The organism is Rubellimicrobium roseum (genome assembly GCF_006152145.1).
Classification (GTDB): domain Bacteria; phylum Pseudomonadota; class Alphaproteobacteria; order Rhodobacterales; family Rhodobacteraceae; genus Rubellimicrobium; species Rubellimicrobium roseum.
Genome location: NZ_VDFV01000012.1, coordinates 16,251 through 32,927, shown reverse-complemented (window position 1 = coordinate 32,927; position 16,677 = coordinate 16,251). Strand labels below are relative to the sequence as shown.

The following is a 16,677-nucleotide window of genomic DNA, read 5'->3' as shown; positions in this document are numbered from 1 at the left end:
ATAGAGGAAAGGGAATGTCTGTCGCGGCAGCCAAAGCGGAGCCGAAACCCAAGCATACGAAGCGAGAGATCGAACTCACGCATTTGATCTCGGGTTTCGGCCGAAACATTAGGATAGTCTCTGGTGGTGGCTTCAATCCGAAGTAATAGCAAAGTTCACTTTTTCTGCCTTGGAACGCAACAACGCACCACTCATGTTGCCACTATCTTCTAGCTCCCTCAAACATCCAGCTCTTCCACAAACCTTGCGTTCTCCTGGATGAACTGGAACCGCATCTCCGGCTTCTTGCCCATCAGGCGCTCCACGAGGTCCTCGGTCTCGCCCGGCTCGTCGTCCTGCAAGGACACCCGGATCAGCCGCCGCGTCGCGGGGTCCATGGTCGTGTCCTTGAGGTCCTTGGCGTCCATCTCGCCCAAGCCCTTGAAGCGCTGGACGTCGATCTTGCCCTTGCTGCCGATGCCCTTGGCCATCCACTTCGCCTTCTCGGCGTCGTCGGCCACATAAAGCCGCTTCTGGCCCTGCGTGAGCCGGTAGAGCGGCGGGCAGGCCAGATACAGGTGCCCCTTGTCGATCAGGGGCCGCATCTGCGTGAAGAAGAACGTCATCAGAAGCGACGCGATGTGCGCCCCGTCCACGTCGGCGTCGGTCATGATGATGACCTTGTCGTAGCGCAGGTCGTCGATGTTGAACTTCGACCCCAGTCCCACGCCCAGCGCCTGCGCGAGGTCCGCGATCTCCTGGTTGCTGCCGAGCTTGGAGGACGCCGCCCCCAGCACGTTCAGGATCTTGCCCCGCAGCGGCAGCAGCGCCTGCGTCCGCCGGTCCCGCGCCATCTTGGCACTGCCGCCCGCCGAGTCGCCCTCGACGATGAACAGCTCCGTCCCGTCCCGCGCCGTGGCCGAGCAGTCCACGAGCTTGCCGGGCAGCCGCAGCTTGCGCGTGGCCGACTTGCGCGCCGTCTCCTTCTCCTGCCGCCGGCGCAGCCGCTCCTCGGCCCGCAGGATCAGGAAATCGAGGATCGCTCCCGCCGACTTGGTGTTCGCCGCCAGCCAGTGGTCGAAGTGGTCGCGCACCGCGCCCTCGACCAGCCGCGCGGCGTCCGTGGTCGCCAGCCGGTCCTTGGTCTGGCCCACGAACTCCGGCTCGCGGATGAAGCAGGACACCAGCGCGCAGCCGCCCGTCAGCAGGTCCTCGCGCGTGATCTCCTGCGCCTTGCGGTTCTTGGCCAACTCCCCATAGGCCTTGAGGCCCTTCAGGATCGCCGCCCAGAAGCCCGTCTCGTGCGTGCCGCCCTCGGGAGTCGGGATCGTGTTGCAGTAGGACTGGATGAAGCCGTCCCGCGCGGGCGTCCAGTTGACCGCCCATTCCACCTTGCCCGGAACGCCGAACTTCTCCTGGAACGACACGAGGCCCGCGAAGGGCTTCTCGGCATAGGTGCTGGCGCCGCCAAGCGTCTCGGTCAGGTAATCCGACAGGCCGCCGGGGAAGCGGAACGTCGCCTCCGTCGGCGTGTCGCCTTCCTCGATCTCGGACCTCCAGCGGATCTCGACGCCCGAGAACAGGTAGGCCTTGGACCGCACCATCTTGAACAGCCGCGACGGCCGCAGCTTGTGATGCCCGAAGATTTCCGCATCCGGGTGGAACGTGGACGACGTCCCCCGCCGGTTCGGCGCCGCCCCCAGCACCTGCAACGGCTCCAGCGGAATCCCGCGCGAGAAGCGCTGCTCGTAGAGCACCTTGTTCCGCGCCACCTGCACGACGAGGCTGTCCGACAGCGCGTTCACCACGGACGCGCCCACGCCGTGCAGGCCTCCGCTCGTCTCGTAGGCCTTGCCCGAGAACTTGCCCCCTGCGTGCAGGGTGCAGTGGATCACCTCCAGCGCGCTCTTGCCGGGGAACTTGGGATGCGGGTCGATGGGCATGCCGCGCCCGTTGTCGCGGATCGTGATCGAGCCGTCCGCCAGCAGTTCCACCTCGATGCGGTTGGCATGCCCCGCCACCGCCTCGTCCATGGAGTTGTCGAGGATCTCGGCCACGAGGTGGTGGAGCGCGTGCTCGTCCGTGCCCCCGATATACATGCCGGGGCGCTTGCGGACGGGCTCGAGCCCTTCCAGCACCTCGATCGAGGAGGCGTCATAGGTGTCGGCGGCAGCCAGGAGATCGTCGGGCATGGGCGTCATGTTCTCGTTGTGTTCTTCCCAACTAGTCATTTCCGTCCCTTTTCGCAACGTTCTCGGTGCCGCAGGCGTCAGAGCCACATGGGCTCGGCCGCGCGCCGGTCCCACATGGCCCGGAAGGCCGGCCGGGCCTGACAGGCCCGCAGCCATCCGTCAACCGCCGGATACTCGGCCAGGAGCGGCTCGTGGCTCTGGGCATAGCGCAGGATCTCGGCCACGTTGATGTCGGCGACCGTGAAGCGCCCGCCCACCATGTGGCCGTCGCGCCCCAGGTGTCCCTCCAGCACCCGCAGCGGCCGGCCCAGCGCTTCGACCTTGTCGGCGATCTCGCCACGCCCCGCCTCGCTGTCGGCCCGGCCATAGGTGTGGACGTTCTGGATGGCCAGCCCCGGCCCTTCCATCGCCGTCGCGGCGAACAGGGTCCACTGGGTCATCAGCGCGTTCTCCGCCTCGTCGCGCGGCCCCAGGTCGCCGCCGTAGCGGCGCGCGAGATACAGGTTGATCGCCAGCGACTCGGCCAGCACCAGATCGCCGTCCACCAGCACGGGAATCGCCCCCATGGGCGACAGCGACAGGAACCCGCGCGACCGCGTATTGAACGGCGCGTCGGGCGCGTCGGGCTTGTCGAGCCGGTACGCCTGCCACACCTGCCTCAACTCCAGTTCCAGCCCGATCTCGCCCGCGAGCCAAAGGTTGCGGGTCGCGCGGCTGCGATAAGAACCGTAGAGCACGGGCATGGACGGGGCCTCCTGTTCCGATCTCCTTGCTAGTGCGCCCCGCGCGGCCTTGAAAGCCGGGACCGGGCAGGCTTCACTCCGCCGCGACAAAGGAGGAACACATGCGCGTCTTCTTCACCGGGGGCGCCGGCAAGGCCGGCCGCCACGCCATCCCTCATCTGGTCGAGCAGGGCCACCGCGTCACCAATATCGATCTCGTGAAGCTCAACCATCCGAACGTCCCCGACCTCCGGGTGGACCTCACCGACGGCCATCAGGTCTTCAATGCCATGGCCTCGCCCGCCTCCGGAGCCGAACTGGACGAGCCCCCCGCGCCCTACGACGCGGTCGTCCACTTCGCGGCCATCCCCTCGATGTTCCTGACCGCGGACAGCGAGACTTATCGCGTCAACGTCCTCTCGACCTTCAACATTCTCGACGCGGCCACCAAGCTCGGCATCAGGAAGATCATCATCGCCTCGAGCGAGACGACCTACGGCGTCTGCTTCGCGCAAGGAGAGATCCGCCCCGACTACATCCCCGTGGACGAGGAGCACCCCACGGTGCCCCAGGACAGCTACGCCATGTCCAAGGTCTGCAACGAGGCGACGGCCCGCAGCTTCCAGGCCCGCACCGGCTTCGACATCTACGCGCTCCGCATCAACAACGTCATCGAGCCGCACGAATACCTGGGCCACGCCAAGGCCTGGCGCGAGACGCCCGAGGTCCGCCGCCGCAACATCTTCGCCTACATCGACGCGCGCGACCTCGGCCACATGGTGGACCGCTGCCTGAGAACGGACGGGCTGGGCTATCAGGTCTTCAATGTCTCCAACGACGACTCGTCCGTCGGGATGCCCTCGGCCGAGGTCATCGACCGCTTCTACAAGGGCGTCCCCCTCAAGCGTCCCCTGGGCGAGCACGAGACGTTCTACAGCAACGCCAAGGCCAAGCGGCTCCTGAATTACGCCCCCAGCCACGGCTGGCGCGACCTGCCCTGACCCGTCCGGGGGCTGCGGCCCCCGCACCATCGAAGGCCCCCCGAGTGACCACTCTCCACCTCGTCTGCGGCGCGGCGGGCGCCGGCAAGACCACCCACGCGCTCCGGCTCTGCGAGGAGCTGGGCGCGCTCCATCTGTCCATCGATGACTGGATGGTGACGCTCTTCGGCCCCGACGCGCCCCAGCCGCCGCAATGGCCCTGGATCGCCGAGCGCGTCGCCCGCTGCGAGGCGCAGATCCTCAGGACCGCCGTCGCCTGCGCCCGCCGGGGCCTGCCCGTCGTGCTCGACCTCAGCTTCCTGCGGGCCGACCAGCGCGCCCGCGCCGCGCAGGCCGCGCGCGAGGCCGGCCTCGACCTGCGCCTCCACCTTCTCGACCCCGGTCCCGAGGAGCGCTGGCGCCGCGTCGAGGCGCGCAACGCCGCCCAGGGCGAGACCTACCGTGTCACCGTCACCCGCCCGATGTTCGACTTCATCGAAAGCCTCTGGCAGCGGCCCAGCCCCGAAGAGATGGCCGCCCTGAACGGCCACGACGTTCGCGCGCTGCACGATTCGGCGCCGATCTGACCGTTCGCTGACCGCTGCGCTGGATTCTGGCGCCGCTCCGGCCTAAGTGCGGCGCCATGACCCAGGTTCCTGCCTTCACGCCGGCCCGTTCGGGCTGGGGCGGCCATGCGCGTGGCCTCATCGGCCTCGCGGTGCCGCTCATCGGCTCCAACCTCGCGGGCTTCGCCATCCATCTCACGGACATCGTGCTGATGGGCTGGTACGGCGTGACCGAGCTCGCGGCCATCACGCTGGCCTCGTCGCTCTGGTACATCGTCTTCCTGATGGGCTCGGGCTTCGGCATCGCCGTCATGCCGCTCGCCGCCACCGCGCGCGAGGCGGGCGACCTGCGCGAGGTGCGCCGCGTCACCCGGATGGGGCTGTGGCTGTCCATGGGCTACGCGGCGCTGTTCCTTCCGGTCCTGCTCTGGTCCGGGCTGATCTTCTCGCATCTGGGGCAGGAGCCCGCCATCGCCGACCTCGCGGGGCGCTACCTCGCCATCGCGGGCTGGGGCATCTTCCCGACGATGATGATCGCCGTCCTGCGCTCGTTCCTCTCGGCGCTGGAGCGGGCCGGGGTGCTGATGTGGTCGACCGTCGCCGCGGCGCTCCTCAACGCCGTCCTGGGCTACGGGCTGATCTTCGGCGCCTGGGGCCTGCCCGAGATGGGGATCGAGGGCGCGGCCTGGGCGGCGCTGGGCACGCAGACGCTGACGGCGGCGATCCTCTGGGCCTATGCGCTGGGCTGGCTGCCCGACTACCGGCTCCTCCAGCGCTGGTGGGTCCCGGACTGGGCGGCGATGGGGCGCGTCTACCGCCTGGGCTGGCCCATCGGCGGGCAGCTCCTGGCCGAGGTCGGGCTCTTCGCCGGCTCCTCCGTCCTGATGGGCTGGCTGGGCGAGATCGCGCTGGCCGCGCACGGCGTGGCGCTCCAGATGGCTTCGGCCACCTTCATGCTCCACCTCGGCCTCAGCCAGGCCGTGACCGTGCGGGCGGGGCAGGCGCTGGGCCGGGCCGACCGCGAGGGGCTGCGCCAGGGCGCGCTCGTCGCCATCGCGCTCTCCGCGGGCTTCGCGGCGCTGGCCTCGCTCGTGTTCCTCCTCGTGCCGGGGCCGCTCCTGTCGCTCTTCCTCGACGCCGCCGACCCTGCCGCGCCGCAGGTGCTGGCGCTGGGCGTGGGCCTCCTCGCCTTCGCCGCCCTCTTCCAGGTCTTCGACGGGATGCAGGTCCTCGCCATGGGCCTCTTGCGGGGATTGCAGGACACGACCGTGCCGATGGTGCTCGCCGCGCTCTCCTACTGGGCCCTCGGGCTTCCGGTGGCCTATCTCCTGGGCTTCGTCCTGGGCTGGGGCGCCTCGGGCGTCTGGCTGGGGCTGGTGACGTCCCTCGTTGCGGCCTCCGCGCTTCTCATGGCACGGTTCTGGCGCCGCGCCTCGCGCCCCCTTTCAGGACTGCACGCCTAGAATGTTCGACTTCATCACCGGCTGGATCGAGCAGGGGGGCCTCCTCGCGGTGGGCCTCCTCATGATCCTGGAAAACGTCTTCCCCCCGATCCCCTCCGAGCTGATCGTCCCCCTCGCGGGCTTCAAGGCGGCCGAGGGGACCTTCAGCCTCACCGGCCTCCTGATCGTCGCCACGCTGGGCTCGGTCCTGGGCACGCTCTTCTGGTACGCCCTCGCGCGCCTCTGGGGACGCGAGCGTTTCCTGCGCTTCCTCGACCGCCACGGCGTCTGGCTCACCATGTCGCGCGAGGAGGCCATCGACGCCATGGACTGGTTCCACCGCTACGGGCCGGCGGCCGTGTTCCTCGGCCGCCTCGTGCCGACGGCGCGGACGCTGATCTCGGTCCCCGCCGGGCTGTCCGGAATGTCCTTCCCGTCCTTCCTGGCCTACACGGCCGCCGGCAGCGCCATCTGGATCGCGCTCCTGGCCGGGGCGGGCTACCTGCTGGAGGACAACTACGCGGCGGTCGAGCACTGGGTGAACCCCGTCTCGACTCTCGTCGTCGTCCTGATCGTGGGCCTCTACCTGTACCGCGTCGCCCGCGGCCTGCTCCGCCGCCGCCGGGCCTAGGGCTCCGCGAAGCCCAGCGCCCTCAGGTCGAGGTCGTATCGGCGCGGGTCCTGCGCGAAGTAGAGCCCCGCCCGCCGCTCCGACCGGCCGGGCACGTGGTCGAGCGTGACCCGGCTGGTCTCGACCGCCGTTCCGTCCCGGCGCAGCACGCCCTCGATCTCCACCGCCGCCGCCGTCGCGGCCGCCAGGTTCACCGCCGTCACCTCGACCACGAAGCCTTCCGCCGCTTCCGTCACCGCCCCTTCGGCCACGACGATTACCGGCGGCTCGTCGGTCCGCAGCCAGGCCTGCCATCCCAGGAAGGCCAGCAGCCCCAGCGTCAGCCCCGCGCCGACCCCGGCGGCGATCCATTCCAGCGCGGGCGTGCCCGACGGCTCCTCGTCCCGCTCCGGCCCATCCTCCCGCCCGTCCATCCCGCGCCCTCAGACCACGAGCCGCGCCAGCGCGGCCCCCAGCGCCGCCGGAAAGCCCAGCACCACCGTCATCATCGCCACGAGGCCGGGCTCCGTCCCGTCCGTCCGCCCGAAAGTCCAGAGCACGTAAAGGCTCACCAGCACCGCGATGCCGTAGCCCGCGACGCTGAAGCCGAAGAAGCTCCGCCTGAAGCCGCCATCTCCCGGCAGCCTCTCCTGCCCCGAGAAGTCGAGCGAATAGACAAAGGCGTGCAGCACCGCGACCGACAGGCCCACCAGCAGCATCCCCTGCCAGGGCTCCATCTGCAGGGCGATCAGGACCATCTCCTCCGTGGGCGCGACGTTGAAGGCCAGGAACAACGCCCCCGCCAGCATCAGGACAAGCTGTCCCTGGTAGCTGGGCGGGGCCTCGCCCCCGTCATCGTCGCCCAACTGGCGCCGCGCGGCCATGGCGCCGACGCTGGCCGGGACCGACTGGACCGCCACCTTGCCCAGCAGCTCGTCCCAGCCCATGCCCGGCCCGATCAGCCCGAAGGCCGCCAGCATCGCCGCCGCCGCGAGGACGCCCACCCCGGCGGCCGCGAAGGCGTCGAGCGCGTCCTCCTTGAGGTCGAAGGCGGTGCGAAAGCCCGCGTAGTAGGACAGGCCCAGCAGCAGCACGAGGTTCAGCGCCAGGAACAGCAAAAGCCGCAGCCGGTCCATGTAGAACCCCAGCCACCACATCTCCATCGTCATCACGAGGGGGAAGGCGAAGAGGATGGCGCCCCCGAAGGCCCGCATCAGGTCCACCGCATAGGCGCGGTTGCCGGTGGCGGTCGAGGGGGTCGCGGGCCCTGTCGGCAAAGGGCGGATCCTCCCCCGGTGTCGGACGGGGCCTCAACCGGCCCCGCCCGTCGCGGGTTCCTTGCCGGGCCTCAGCCGAGTCCGGCGCAGAAGTCCTGGATGCGCGCGCAGGCCTCGCGCAACTGGGCGTCCGAGGTGGCATAGCTCACCCGGAAGGCGGGGCTCAGCCCGAAGGCCGCGCCGAACACCACCGCCACCCCCGTCTCGTCGAGAAGGGCGGTGGCGAAGTCCTCGTCCGTCTCGATCGCCGTGCCGCCCCGGCTCACCTTGCCGATGCAGCCCGAGATGTCGGGATAGACGTAGAAGGCGCCCTCGGGCTTGGGGCAGCGGACGCCCGCCGCCTCGTTCAGCATCCCCACGACCAGGTCGCGCCGCCCCTGGAACAGCGCGCGGTTGGGGCCGAGGAAGTCCTGCGGCCCCGTCAGCGCCTCCACGGCGGCCCATTGGCTGATCGAGCAGGGGTTCGACGTGCTCTGCGACTGGATCTTGCCCATGGCGCGGATCAGCGGCACCGGCCCGGCGGCATAGCCGATCCGCCAGCCCGTCATCGCATAGGCCTTGCTGACCCCGTTCACGGTCAGCGTCCGCTCGTAGAGCGCGGGCTCCACCTGCGCCGGCGTGGCAAAGCGGAAGTCGTCGAAGACCAGATGCTCGTACATGTCGTCCGCCATCACCCAGACCTGCGGGTGGCGCAGCAGCACGTCCGTCAGTCCCTTGATCTCGGCGGCGGTGTAGCCCGCGCCCGTGGGATTGGACGGCGAGTTGAAGATCAGCCACTTGGTGCGCGGCGTGATCGCGGCCTCCAGCTGCTCCGGCGTGATCTTGAACCCCGCCTCGGGCCCCGCGGCCACGAAGACCGGCACGCCCCCGGCCAGCAGCACCATGTCGGGATAGCTCACCCAGTAGGGCGCGGGGATGATGACCTCGTCGCCCAGGTTCAGCGTCGCCATCAGCGCGTTGTAGAGCACCTGCTTGCCGCCCGTGCCCACCGTGACCTGCGCCGGCTGGTACACGAGCCCGTTCTCGCGGTCGAACTTCTGGCAGATCGCGCGCTTCAGCTCCGGGATGCCGTCCACCGCCGTGTAGCGGGTCTTTCCTTCCCGGATGGCGCGAATGCCCGCCTCGCGGATGTTCTCCGGCGTGTCGAAGTCGGGCTCGCCCGCGCCCAGCCCGATCACGTCGCGGCCCATGGCCTTCAGCTCCTGCGCGCGGGTGGTGACGGCGATGGTCGGGGACGGCTTGACGCGGTCGAGCGTGGCGGACAGGAAGGGCATCGGGGCATCTCTCGGGCAGGGGATCCATCCGCCTTTAGGCCCCGGTCCGGCCACTCACAAGCGCCAAGGGGGGCGAGCCATGACAGAGACGCACGAGGCGCGGCTCGGCCGCCTGAAGACCCGCTCCATGTGGCGCGGCATCCGCGAGATGGACCTGATCCTGCGCGACTTCGCCGGGCGCGAGCTGGCGGCCATGCCGCCCGCCGATCTCGACCTTTACGAAGCGATGCTGGCCGAGAACGACCACGACCTCCTCGCCTGGATCATCGGCTCGGCGCCCACGCCGCCCCGCTTCGCGCCCCTGATCGACCGCATCCGCGCGGGCGCCGTGGGCCTCACGCGCCCTGACTGAATCGCTCGAATTCGAGGCATTCGGGCGCGGTTGCTTAACCCGATCTTGGCGATTTTCCCGGCAAGCTGACGCAGATGCGCCAGATCGGAGCCTGCCATGAACGCCCGGACCCCCGTTGATTCGCCGCTGCCCGCGCGGGATGCGGCCTTCATGCGCAGCTACCTCGACGCCCTCACGCTGGTGGAGCGTCTTCACCGCCTCCTCCTCGACGTCATCAAGGACGAGTTCGAGCGGCTGCACATCCTGGACGTGAACCCCGTGCAGGCGCTCCTGATCTTCCACGTCGCCGACCACGAGGTGACGGCCGGCGAGCTCAAGACCCGCGGCTACTACCAGGGCTCGAACGTCAGCTACAACCTCAAGAAGCTGGTGGAGCTGGGCTACCTCCATCACCAGCGCAGCGAGATCGACCGCCGTTCCGTCCGCGTGCGCCTGACCGACAAGGGCCGCAAGCTGCGCGAGGTGGTGGCCCGCCTCTTCGCCACCCATGCCGAGGGGCTGACTTCCCGCGCCATCCTCGACGCCGACGCCATGGACGAGATCACGCGCGCGCTGCGCCGGATGGAGCGCTACTGGACCGACCAGATCCGCTACATCTACTAGCCCGCGTCGTCGCCCTCGGGCGTCCCGCTCACCGCGGGCAGCCCCAGCTCCCGCAAGAGCTTGCGCTCCATCGCCCGCGCGTAGTCGCCATAGCCCTCCGCCACCTCGACAAAGGCGCCCGGTCCCCGCATGACTTCCGCCTCGAACCAGCGGACCAGCTCCGCCTCGAAATCGGACCCGCCGATGACCAGCGCGTTGACGGTCACGCCCGTGAAGGGGAACTCCCGATAGGCAAGGTCGGGCCCGAAGCCTTCGTTGTGGAAGCCGTCCCCCGCGACGTCGATGGTCCGCGCCCGGCAGTCCGGCCCGTCGCGCAGCGCGATGGCCCCCCGCGCCAGCGCCGCGCCGACCGCGGTGGGCAGCTCGTCCGTGCTGCGCGGGCTCCCGGCGATGGTCGCGGCCAGCCGCTCCAGCGTGGGCTCGTCCTCGACCATCACCCAGCCGGGCCAGAACGGCACCTGCGTCCGCTGCCCCGACCATTCGAAGGCATGGAGCGCCACCGGATCGCCGGCAAGGAACGCCCGCACGACCTCTGGCGCCAGCAAAGCCCGCGCCAGCCCCTCGCGCTGGAGACGGTCCTCCTCGGCATCCACCGAGGAGGAGACGTCGATGGCCAGCACCAGCGCCAGCCGGCATCCGTCCGCCCCCGCCGGCCCCGCCAGGGCCGACGCGGCCAGCAGGGCAGGGGGGACGAGCCTCACCAGTGGCCCGTGTTGGGCATCGAGGCCCAGGGCTCGGCCGGCTCCTTGCGCCCGCCCTTCTGGAGCAGCTCCACCGACACGTTGTCCGGCGAGCGCACAAAGGCCATGTGCCCGTCGCGCGGCGGCCGGTTGATGGTGATGCCCGAGTCCATCAGCGACTGGCACATCGCGTAGATGTCGTCGACCTCGTAGGCGAGGTGCCCGAAATGCCGCGAATCCGACGGCAGGCCCTCGTCGCCGTCCCAGTTCCAGGTCAGCTCCACCGGGCATTCCTCCTGCCCCGGAGGCGCCATGAAGACGAGGCTGAAGCGCCCGCCCTCGTTGTCGATGCGCCGGACCTCCTTCAGGCCCAGCTTCTCGAAGAATGCCATGGATTTTTCCAGGTCCAGAACCCGGACCATCGTATGCAGATAACGGATCGTCATGCCGTCCCTCCTTTGCGAGGGCGAAGGTAGCAGCGCCCCGGCGCCGCGCCAGCCCCGTCAGAAGGTCGAGCGGATGGCGACGCCCAGGCCCAGGTTGTCGCTGTCGAACCGGCCGACGTTGCTTTCGGTGCGGCTGGCCTCCAGCGTCGCGACCGGGATGAAGCCCGCGTAGTCCCAGGCGGCGAAGGCGGCCTCCAGCGTGACCGACAGCGTCCGGTCCTGCCGCCCGCCCGGCACCGGGAAGACCACGGCATAATCCTCGTAATCCGACCAGAGCGCCCGGACGTCCACCCCCAGCCGCGCCGGTCCGACGGCGCGGCCCAGGTCATAGCTCGCCCGTGCCCCCCACGAGGTCTGGGCGGCGTTGACGTTGTCGCTGCGCACCTGGCCCCGCGACAGCGCCAGGGTCAGCCGGTCCCGCCCGAAGGCGCGCGTGCTCCAGGCGCCTTCGGCCCCCAGACGCAGCTCGGCCCGGTCTCCGTCGTCGTCCCAGCGCGGCTCGACGAAGCCCGAGACGCGGACCTGCCGCCCTTCGCCCAGCGGCCGGCTCGCGTCGCCCGCCAGCCGCAGCGTCCGCCGGTAAAGCTCGTCCCCCGACCAGGTGGAGCCCAGCGACAGGTCGGCCCCCACCCGCGCGCCCGCGAGCGCCCGGTCCTGCCGCAGCCGCAGCTCGACCGAGCGGAACGCGAAGTCCGCCCCCGTGATCGGCGGGTCGCCAGGGTCCGTCTCCTGCTCGATTAGGTCCTTCGCTTCCTGTGACAGGGCCACGCCCCGGGCATAGGCGCGCACCGACAGGACCGTGCGCTGCCGCTCGCTTTCCGACAGGCGCCGGCTCACCCGCAGGTCGAGCGTGCCCTCATAGCCCGCCAGAGCGCGCCCATCGACGCTGATGACCCCCACGAAGGGCAGGCCATCGACCAGATTGAAGGCCGATTCCGACCCGCCGTTCACGTTGTCGGACGGGGCGAAGGACAACTCCACGTCCACCCGCCAAGGGTTCAGCGTCCTCACCCGGCCGGCATCGCGTCGCGTGCGCGCCTCCTGCTCGGCGTCGGGCGCCACGTTGAGCGCGCGCCGCAGCCAGAACTCGGCCAGGAAGAACCGCCTCTCGGCCAGCGCAGCCGCCGCCGCCAGCCGTGCCGCCTCGTGCCGCTGGGCGTCCGTACGCGACAGCCGCCAAGCCCGCGCGGCCGCCAGCCGGCCTTGCGCCGGGCGCCCCAGCGCCGGCTCGGCGGAGGCCAGCACCACCAGCGCGGCCCGGTCGTCCGGATTCCCGGCCAGCAGCCCCGCCGCGATCTCGCGCGCCAGGGCGGCGTCGCCCGACAGCACCGCCTGCCGTGCGATCGCGCGCGCCTCGGGCAGGGTCATGTCCAGCCGGGCTGGCTGTGCCGCCGCCATGCCGCCCCAAGCGAGGGCGAGAACGGCGGCGAGAGTCTTAATTCTCAACGTCCGGCTCGACCCGGTTGCAGACGTCGGCTGTGCTCTGCTCTCCGCATCTGTCCAGGACGAAGAGGCCATACTCCTGCTCGTTCTCGACCTCGGCGATGAAGTCGCCTTCCAGGCGCACGCCGCCGGCCACCGCCGTCGCGCCGGTCCCACCGAAGACCCCGCCATAGCTGCCGATGGCAGTGCCGATCTCGTTGTCCGGCTCGACCTGACCCTCAAAGCGACCATTCTCGCCGATGTCGGCGGGCGTCAGGGCAAGATCCTTGAGCGTGAGGTCACCCGGCAAAGCATCGACAGCCTCGCGGTTGTAGATGGCACCGTTCACGGCATTATCGGCAAAGTCGGCATTCAGGAACACGTCGCCTTGGACCCGGATCGCCTGACCCGGCAACAGGGCGGGGTCCGTCCCCGCCGGGACATCCAGGGCCTCGTTCGGGCGTGGTACGGGGCCGTTGAGCATCCCCACATAGGCCCCGGCGTAGCTGACCAGCCCATTGTCCGGCTGGTCGGGCACATGGGGCGAATAGGCGCCGTTCCGGCCATAGTTCACGCCGCCGAAATAGGTGTTGAACTGGCCGCCATCGACCACGACCGTGCCTTCGACCGATCCGTCCCGGCTCTGCCGCGCGAGGCCGATGAAGAAGCGGTCCAGCGGGTCCTCCTGCATCGTGTAGGCGACGTAGCCGTCCTCGACCGCCTCCCCGTCGGAGCAGGCGCCGTCGTCGCACACGTCCAGGACGGTACGGCGCCGGTACGCCGCCTCGACCGGCGTCGTGTCCAGCGACGCGATCTCGACCACCAGCCGCCCGTTGTCGTCCCCCGAGGGCGGCGTGTAGGTCGCCCCGTTCAGGTTGCCGCGGATATCCTCCGGCACCCCGTTGTCTGTCGGGTCCTCGGGGCCGGGGACGGGCTCCGTCGGATTGCCGAACTCGAAGGGCTGCCCGTCGCTGCAGGCAGACAGGCTGGCCAGCAGGCCCAGCACGAGAAGGGAGCGGTTCATCACAGGGGCCTGTCCGTTGCAGGGGGTCGTCCGGCGCAGCGTCGCCGCAAACCCGCCCATGGGTCAACCGCGCCCCGGCGGCAAGGCTGCGGGTGTCACGCCCGCGCCACGTCTTTCCCTTGACCCATGGGCGGCCCTATGACGAGGCGCACCCAGGCCAGGAGACCGCCATGCCCCTCACGCCCGAGCAGGAGGCCGAGATCGCGGCCCTCCGCGACGCGCCCCGCCCCACGCTCCGCCCCGTCGCGGACGGCATGGAGCGCCACCTCCACCTCGTCCACCCGGTGCTCGACCACGGCTTCGTCCGCGTCGTGGACTACATGGGCGACGACGCCGCCATCTGTCAGGCCGCCCGCGTCAGCTACGGCAAGGGCACCAAGTCCGTGCAGACCGACGAGGGCCTGATCCGCTACCTCATGCGCCACTGGCACTCGACCCCCTTCGAGATGTGCGAGATCAAGCTCCACGTGAAGCTGCCCGTCTTCGTCGCGCGCCAGTGGATCCGCCACCGCACGGCCTCCGTCAACGAATACAGCGCCCGCTACTCGATCCTGGATCGGGAGTTCTACATCCCCGCGCCCGAGGCCCTGGCCGCCCAGTCCTCGGTCAACAACCAGGGCAGGGGCGAGACGCTGTCCGACGACGAGGCCCAGCGTGTCCTGGGCTGGCTGCGCGAGGACGCGACGCAGGCCTACGACCACTACGAATCGATGATCTCGCAGGAGGGGCAGCAGGGCCTCGCGCGGGAACTCGCGCGGATGAACCTGCCCATGAACGTCTACACCCAGTGGTACTGGAAGACGAACCTGCACAACCTGTTCAACTTCATCCGCCTGCGCGCCGATTCGCACGCCCAGTACGAGATCCGCGTCTACGCCGACGCCATCGGCCGCATCACCGAGGACTGGGTCCCCTTCGCCTGGAAGGCCTTCGCCGACTTCCGCCTCGGCGGCACGACGCTCTCCGCCCGCGGCGTCGAGGTCCTGAAGCGGAGGCTCGCCGGCGAGGTGGTCACGCAGGAGACCTCGGGCATGAGTAAGGGGGAATGGAGGGAGTTCGAGGGGGTGTGGGGGTAGAAGTGTTTCTATTCTACTACGATGAGGTTAAGTTGCATCCGCCTAACCAGAAGTCGTTCTGGTTGGGCGGCATAGGTGTACGTGAAGAATTGGTGCTGGATCTTGAGGAGCAGATAGGAGTTCTAGCAGACGATGTGTTCAAGTCGCGCAAGCTGGAACGCGGAACGGAGTTCCACGGAAAGGAGATCTTCTTCGGCAAGGGTGCATTCAAGGGGCGTAAATTCGAAGACCGTTTATTGATCTTGGAGCGACTTCTAGGGATATGTGCAGCGCCAGGGCTGGTTCGCTTTTTCATTAGGATCAACCCGGAAAACTACGTTGTTCGCCAAGAGACGGAAAGCGTAGCTTTCATGATGCTTGTGGAGCAGATTGACGAATTTTTGAAGAAGCAGGGCAGTTTGGGGATGATATTTGGTGACTTCGATGATCCCGCAATAGGCCCATCCGTTGCCGCATTGTCTGCTTACAGGAAAGATGGAACCCAGTGGCGGAATGGCCGAAAGATAGGCAATATCATTGACACGGTTCACTTCGCAAAGTCGCACCACAGTCGCTTGATTCAGCTTGCTGACGTTTTCCTATATGCGAAGCAGTTCTACTCGTATTATGATGAAAACACATGGCGTCAAAGGTTCAACGAAGTGATTGCCGCTTCGGGCGTCTTAAAATGCACCTTCGCAAAGAATTGGCCTAGTTCAAAAAGTTGGCAAAGAGGAACCTAGCAAATCTAAGGCCCGAAGCTAAGCGTCTTGGCGCCGGTTCACGCAGCCAATGCGACCACCTTGGACACAGGCCCTTGCGTCCCGAACGGCCACGCATCCGCCCTTCGATCCCCATCCACCCAACCCAGCCGTGACTCACGACCCAACTCACCTACTTGACGTAGCGTCGCACTCCTGCGGCCACGAAAAGGGAGGAACCAACCGTGAGACCACTTGCCCATACGACCTTGGCGCTCGCCATGGCCGGCCTGATGCCGGCGATCGCCGGCGCGGCCACGATCGGCGCGGACAGCTATTTCGCCACCCTCAAGCCCCTCAACGACTCGGGCGTAAGAGGCCGGGCCGAGCTGACGCTCGACGGCAACCTGCTCACCGTGCACCTCATGGTCCGGGGGCTGGAGCCCGACATCATCCACATCCAGCACATCCACGGCCGCTCGGACGAGAACGGGAACCCGATCGACTCGGTCGTCCCGCCGCCCTCGGCCGACACGGACGGCGACGGCTTCGTCGAGGTGGGCGAGGGCGCGCCCTTCTACGGTCCGGTGCTGCTCAACCTCGTCGATGCGGGCGGCCAGTTCCCGACCGCGCCGGGCGGCGTCATCGACTTCACGAACACCTTCGACATCTCGACGATCGCCGGGATCACCCCCCTCGACCTGCGCGAGATCGTGGTCCACGGCCTGACCGTGCCCGCGGGCGTCGATCCCAACGTCCCGGATGGCGGCTACTCGGTCAGCCTCCCGGTGGCGGCGGGCGAGATCGCCCCCGTGCCGGTCCCGGCGGCGGGCGTGCTCCTGGTCGGCGCGCTGGGCGGCCTCGGCCTCCTGCGCTTGCGTCGCCGGGCCTGACCTCCGGCGGTGGTCCCCTGTTGCGCGAATCGGGGGACCACCGTTCGGTGCTGTAACGGCCCGTTAACCTCGGCCTGCGACGCTCCTCTCCACGAGATCAGGAGCGGCACCCTCCGCCCCGACGCCGGCCCCCGGACCACCCGCACGGGTGCAGGGCCGCGCCGGCGCACGGAGGGCACGGGAAGGCCGCTCCCCTCCGGGCCGCCTCGGGATGGCAGGCGGCCTGCGACGGCTCGGCAGAATGCTGTCCATGCCCGGGACCGGCGTCCCCGGGCGAGAGGCTCTTTGGGGGGCGGGAGGATGGCGGGGATCGCGCGAGGCGCGGCCCGCCCCTCCGGTCGGACGCCGCGCCCCACTGGCACAGCTCCCCCGGAGCCCCGGCCAGCCGCCGCGCGTCGTGGACGCGCCCTCCGCGCCCTGGGACCGGCCTCCCCGGCGCGGCCTCCGGGTCCGACGCCC

Annotated in this window: 18 protein-coding genes; 9 read left to right on the top strand and 9 right to left on the bottom strand. The window is 69.3% G+C overall.

The features are described from left to right. Positions 1–218 precede the first annotated feature (218 nt). On the bottom strand, positions 219–2,171 hold the full coding sequence (parE, locus tag FHG71_RS10645) for a DNA topoisomerase IV subunit B (protein WP_139081661.1): 1,953 nt from the start codon (positions 2,169–2,171) through the stop codon (positions 219–221). A gap of 77 nt (positions 2,172–2,248) precedes the next feature. Beyond that, complete coding sequence (locus tag FHG71_RS10640; RefSeq protein WP_139081660.1) at positions 2,249–2,914, bottom strand: glutathione S-transferase family protein; 666 nt, start codon at positions 2,912–2,914, stop codon at positions 2,249–2,251. A 101-nt stretch (positions 2,915–3,015) separates the two neighbouring features. On the opposite strand from FHG71_RS10640, the gene FHG71_RS10635 reads away from it, so the two are divergent. From FHG71_RS10635 to FHG71_RS10620, 4 genes are read left to right on the top strand one after another with little or no spacing between them, the layout of a single operon-like run. Beyond that, on the top strand, positions 3,016–3,894 hold the full coding sequence (locus FHG71_RS10635; protein WP_139081659.1) for an NAD-dependent epimerase/dehydratase family protein: 879 nt from the start codon (positions 3,016–3,018) through the stop codon (positions 3,892–3,894). A gap of 44 nt (positions 3,895–3,938) precedes the next feature. Then, positions 3,939–4,460: a P-loop nucleotide/nucleoside kinase family protein gene (locus FHG71_RS10630; RefSeq protein ID WP_176559374.1), complete on the top strand. Its 522-nt coding sequence runs from the start codon at positions 3,939–3,941 to the stop codon at positions 4,458–4,460. A 56-nt stretch (positions 4,461–4,516) separates the two neighbouring features. Continuing rightward, a complete protein-coding gene (locus FHG71_RS10625) occupies positions 4,517–5,902 on the top strand; it encodes an MATE family efflux transporter (protein ID WP_139081658.1) in 1,386 nt (461 codons plus the stop codon). A gap of 1 nt (position 5,903) precedes the next feature. Next, a complete protein-coding gene (locus FHG71_RS10620; RefSeq protein ID WP_139081657.1) occupies positions 5,904–6,512 on the top strand; it encodes a DedA family protein in 609 nt (202 codons plus the stop codon). Here FHG71_RS10620 and FHG71_RS10615 read toward each other — a convergent pair. From FHG71_RS10615 to FHG71_RS10605, 3 genes are all read right to left on the bottom strand, one after another. Continuing rightward, entirely contained in the window at positions 6,509–6,925 is a 417-nt protein-coding gene (locus tag FHG71_RS10615) for a hypothetical protein (RefSeq protein ID WP_139081656.1), read from the bottom strand. The genes FHG71_RS10620 and FHG71_RS10615 overlap by 4 nt on opposite strands. 9 nt (positions 6,926–6,934) lie before the next feature. Next, positions 6,935–7,768, bottom strand: a complete 834-nt coding sequence (locus FHG71_RS10610; protein ID WP_218014075.1) for a TIGR02587 family membrane protein — start codon at positions 7,766–7,768, stop codon at positions 6,935–6,937. Between the two features lie 71 nt (positions 7,769–7,839). After that, positions 7,840–9,042 (bottom strand): pyridoxal phosphate-dependent aminotransferase, encoded by a 1,203-nt coding sequence (locus FHG71_RS10605; protein ID WP_139081655.1) that lies wholly within the window; start codon positions 9,040–9,042, stop codon positions 7,840–7,842. A gap of 79 nt (positions 9,043–9,121) precedes the next feature. Between FHG71_RS10605 and FHG71_RS10600 the strand changes: the two genes are divergently transcribed. Both FHG71_RS10600 and FHG71_RS10595 read left to right on the top strand, forming a co-directional pair. Next, positions 9,122–9,394: a succinate dehydrogenase assembly factor 2 gene (locus FHG71_RS10600; protein WP_139081654.1), complete on the top strand. Its 273-nt coding sequence runs from the start codon at positions 9,122–9,124 to the stop codon at positions 9,392–9,394. Positions 9,395–9,490: 96 nt separating this feature from the next. Then, entirely contained in the window at positions 9,491–9,997 is a 507-nt protein-coding gene (locus FHG71_RS10595) for a MarR family winged helix-turn-helix transcriptional regulator (protein WP_139081653.1), read from the top strand. On the opposite strand, the gene FHG71_RS10590 is transcribed toward FHG71_RS10595, so the two are convergent. Genes FHG71_RS10590 through FHG71_RS10575 form a run of 4 tightly spaced genes read right to left on the bottom strand, consistent with a single transcriptional unit; the run spans position 9,994 to position 13,569 of the window. Then, positions 9,994–10,698 (bottom strand): DUF1194 domain-containing protein, encoded by a 705-nt coding sequence (locus FHG71_RS10590; RefSeq protein ID WP_342777514.1) that lies wholly within the window; start codon positions 10,696–10,698, stop codon positions 9,994–9,996. The two genes, FHG71_RS10595 and FHG71_RS10590, sit on opposite strands and share 4 nt — an antisense overlap. Beyond that, positions 10,695–11,123 (bottom strand): VOC family protein, encoded by a 429-nt coding sequence (locus FHG71_RS10585; RefSeq protein WP_139081652.1) that lies wholly within the window; start codon positions 11,121–11,123, stop codon positions 10,695–10,697. The genes FHG71_RS10590 and FHG71_RS10585 overlap by 4 nt, the downstream gene beginning before the upstream one ends. Positions 11,124–11,180: 57 nt before the next feature. Beyond that, positions 11,181–12,569, bottom strand: a complete 1,389-nt coding sequence (locus FHG71_RS10580; RefSeq protein WP_139081651.1) for a hypothetical protein — start codon at positions 12,567–12,569, stop codon at positions 11,181–11,183. Beyond that, the gene (locus FHG71_RS10575; RefSeq protein WP_139081650.1) at positions 12,559–13,569 is read right to left on the bottom strand and encodes a thymidylate synthase; all 1,011 of its coding nucleotides are present in this window, start codon (positions 13,567–13,569) and stop codon (positions 12,559–12,561) included. Before FHG71_RS10575 ends, FHG71_RS10580 begins: the two co-directional genes overlap by 11 nt. Before the next feature lie 170 nt (positions 13,570–13,739). Between FHG71_RS10575 and thyX the strand changes: the two genes are divergently transcribed. The 3 genes from thyX to FHG71_RS10560 all read left to right on the top strand — a co-directional run bounded on the left by thyX (position 13,740) and on the right by FHG71_RS10560 (position 16,218). Further along, positions 13,740–14,645, top strand: a complete 906-nt coding sequence (gene thyX, locus FHG71_RS10570) for an FAD-dependent thymidylate synthase (RefSeq protein ID WP_139081649.1) — start codon at positions 13,740–13,742, stop codon at positions 14,643–14,645. Positions 14,646–14,647: 2 nt separating this feature from the next. Further along, positions 14,648–15,367: a DUF3800 domain-containing protein gene (locus FHG71_RS10565; RefSeq protein WP_176559373.1), complete on the top strand. Its 720-nt coding sequence runs from the start codon at positions 14,648–14,650 to the stop codon at positions 15,365–15,367. A 203-nt stretch (positions 15,368–15,570) separates the two neighbouring features. Further along, a complete protein-coding gene (locus FHG71_RS10560; protein ID WP_139081647.1) occupies positions 15,571–16,218 on the top strand; it encodes a CHRD domain-containing protein in 648 nt (215 codons plus the stop codon). Positions 16,219–16,677: the final 459 nt, after the last annotated feature.

Coding starts and splice junctions, on each gene's coding strand:
- parE (WP_139081661.1), bottom strand. CDS start 2,171: ATGCCCGACGATCTCCTGGCTGCCGCCGACACCTATGACGCCTCCTCG.
- FHG71_RS10640 (WP_139081660.1), bottom strand. CDS start 2,914: ATGCCCGTGCTCTACGGTTCTTATCGCAGCCGCGCGACCCGCAACCTT.
- FHG71_RS10635 (WP_139081659.1), top strand. CDS start 3,016: ATGCGCGTCTTCTTCACCGGGGGCGCCGGCAAGGCCGGCCGCCACGCC.
- FHG71_RS10625 (WP_139081658.1), top strand. CDS start 4,517: ATGACCCAGGTTCCTGCCTTCACGCCGGCCCGTTCGGGCTGGGGCGGC.
- FHG71_RS10620 (WP_139081657.1), top strand. CDS start 5,904: ATGTTCGACTTCATCACCGGCTGGATCGAGCAGGGGGGCCTCCTCGCG.
- FHG71_RS10615 (WP_139081656.1), bottom strand. CDS start 6,925: ATGGACGGGCGGGAGGATGGGCCGGAGCGGGACGAGGAGCCGTCGGGC.
- FHG71_RS10605 (WP_139081655.1), bottom strand. CDS start 9,042: ATGCCCTTCCTGTCCGCCACGCTCGACCGCGTCAAGCCGTCCCCGACC.
- FHG71_RS10600 (WP_139081654.1), top strand. CDS start 9,122: ATGACAGAGACGCACGAGGCGCGGCTCGGCCGCCTGAAGACCCGCTCC.
- FHG71_RS10595 (WP_139081653.1), top strand. CDS start 9,491: ATGAACGCCCGGACCCCCGTTGATTCGCCGCTGCCCGCGCGGGATGCG.
- FHG71_RS10585 (WP_139081652.1), bottom strand. CDS start 11,123: ATGACGATCCGTTATCTGCATACGATGGTCCGGGTTCTGGACCTGGAA.
- FHG71_RS10575 (WP_139081650.1), bottom strand. CDS start 13,569: ATGAACCGCTCCCTTCTCGTGCTGGGCCTGCTGGCCAGCCTGTCTGCC.
- thyX (WP_139081649.1), top strand. CDS start 13,740: ATGCCCCTCACGCCCGAGCAGGAGGCCGAGATCGCGGCCCTCCGCGAC.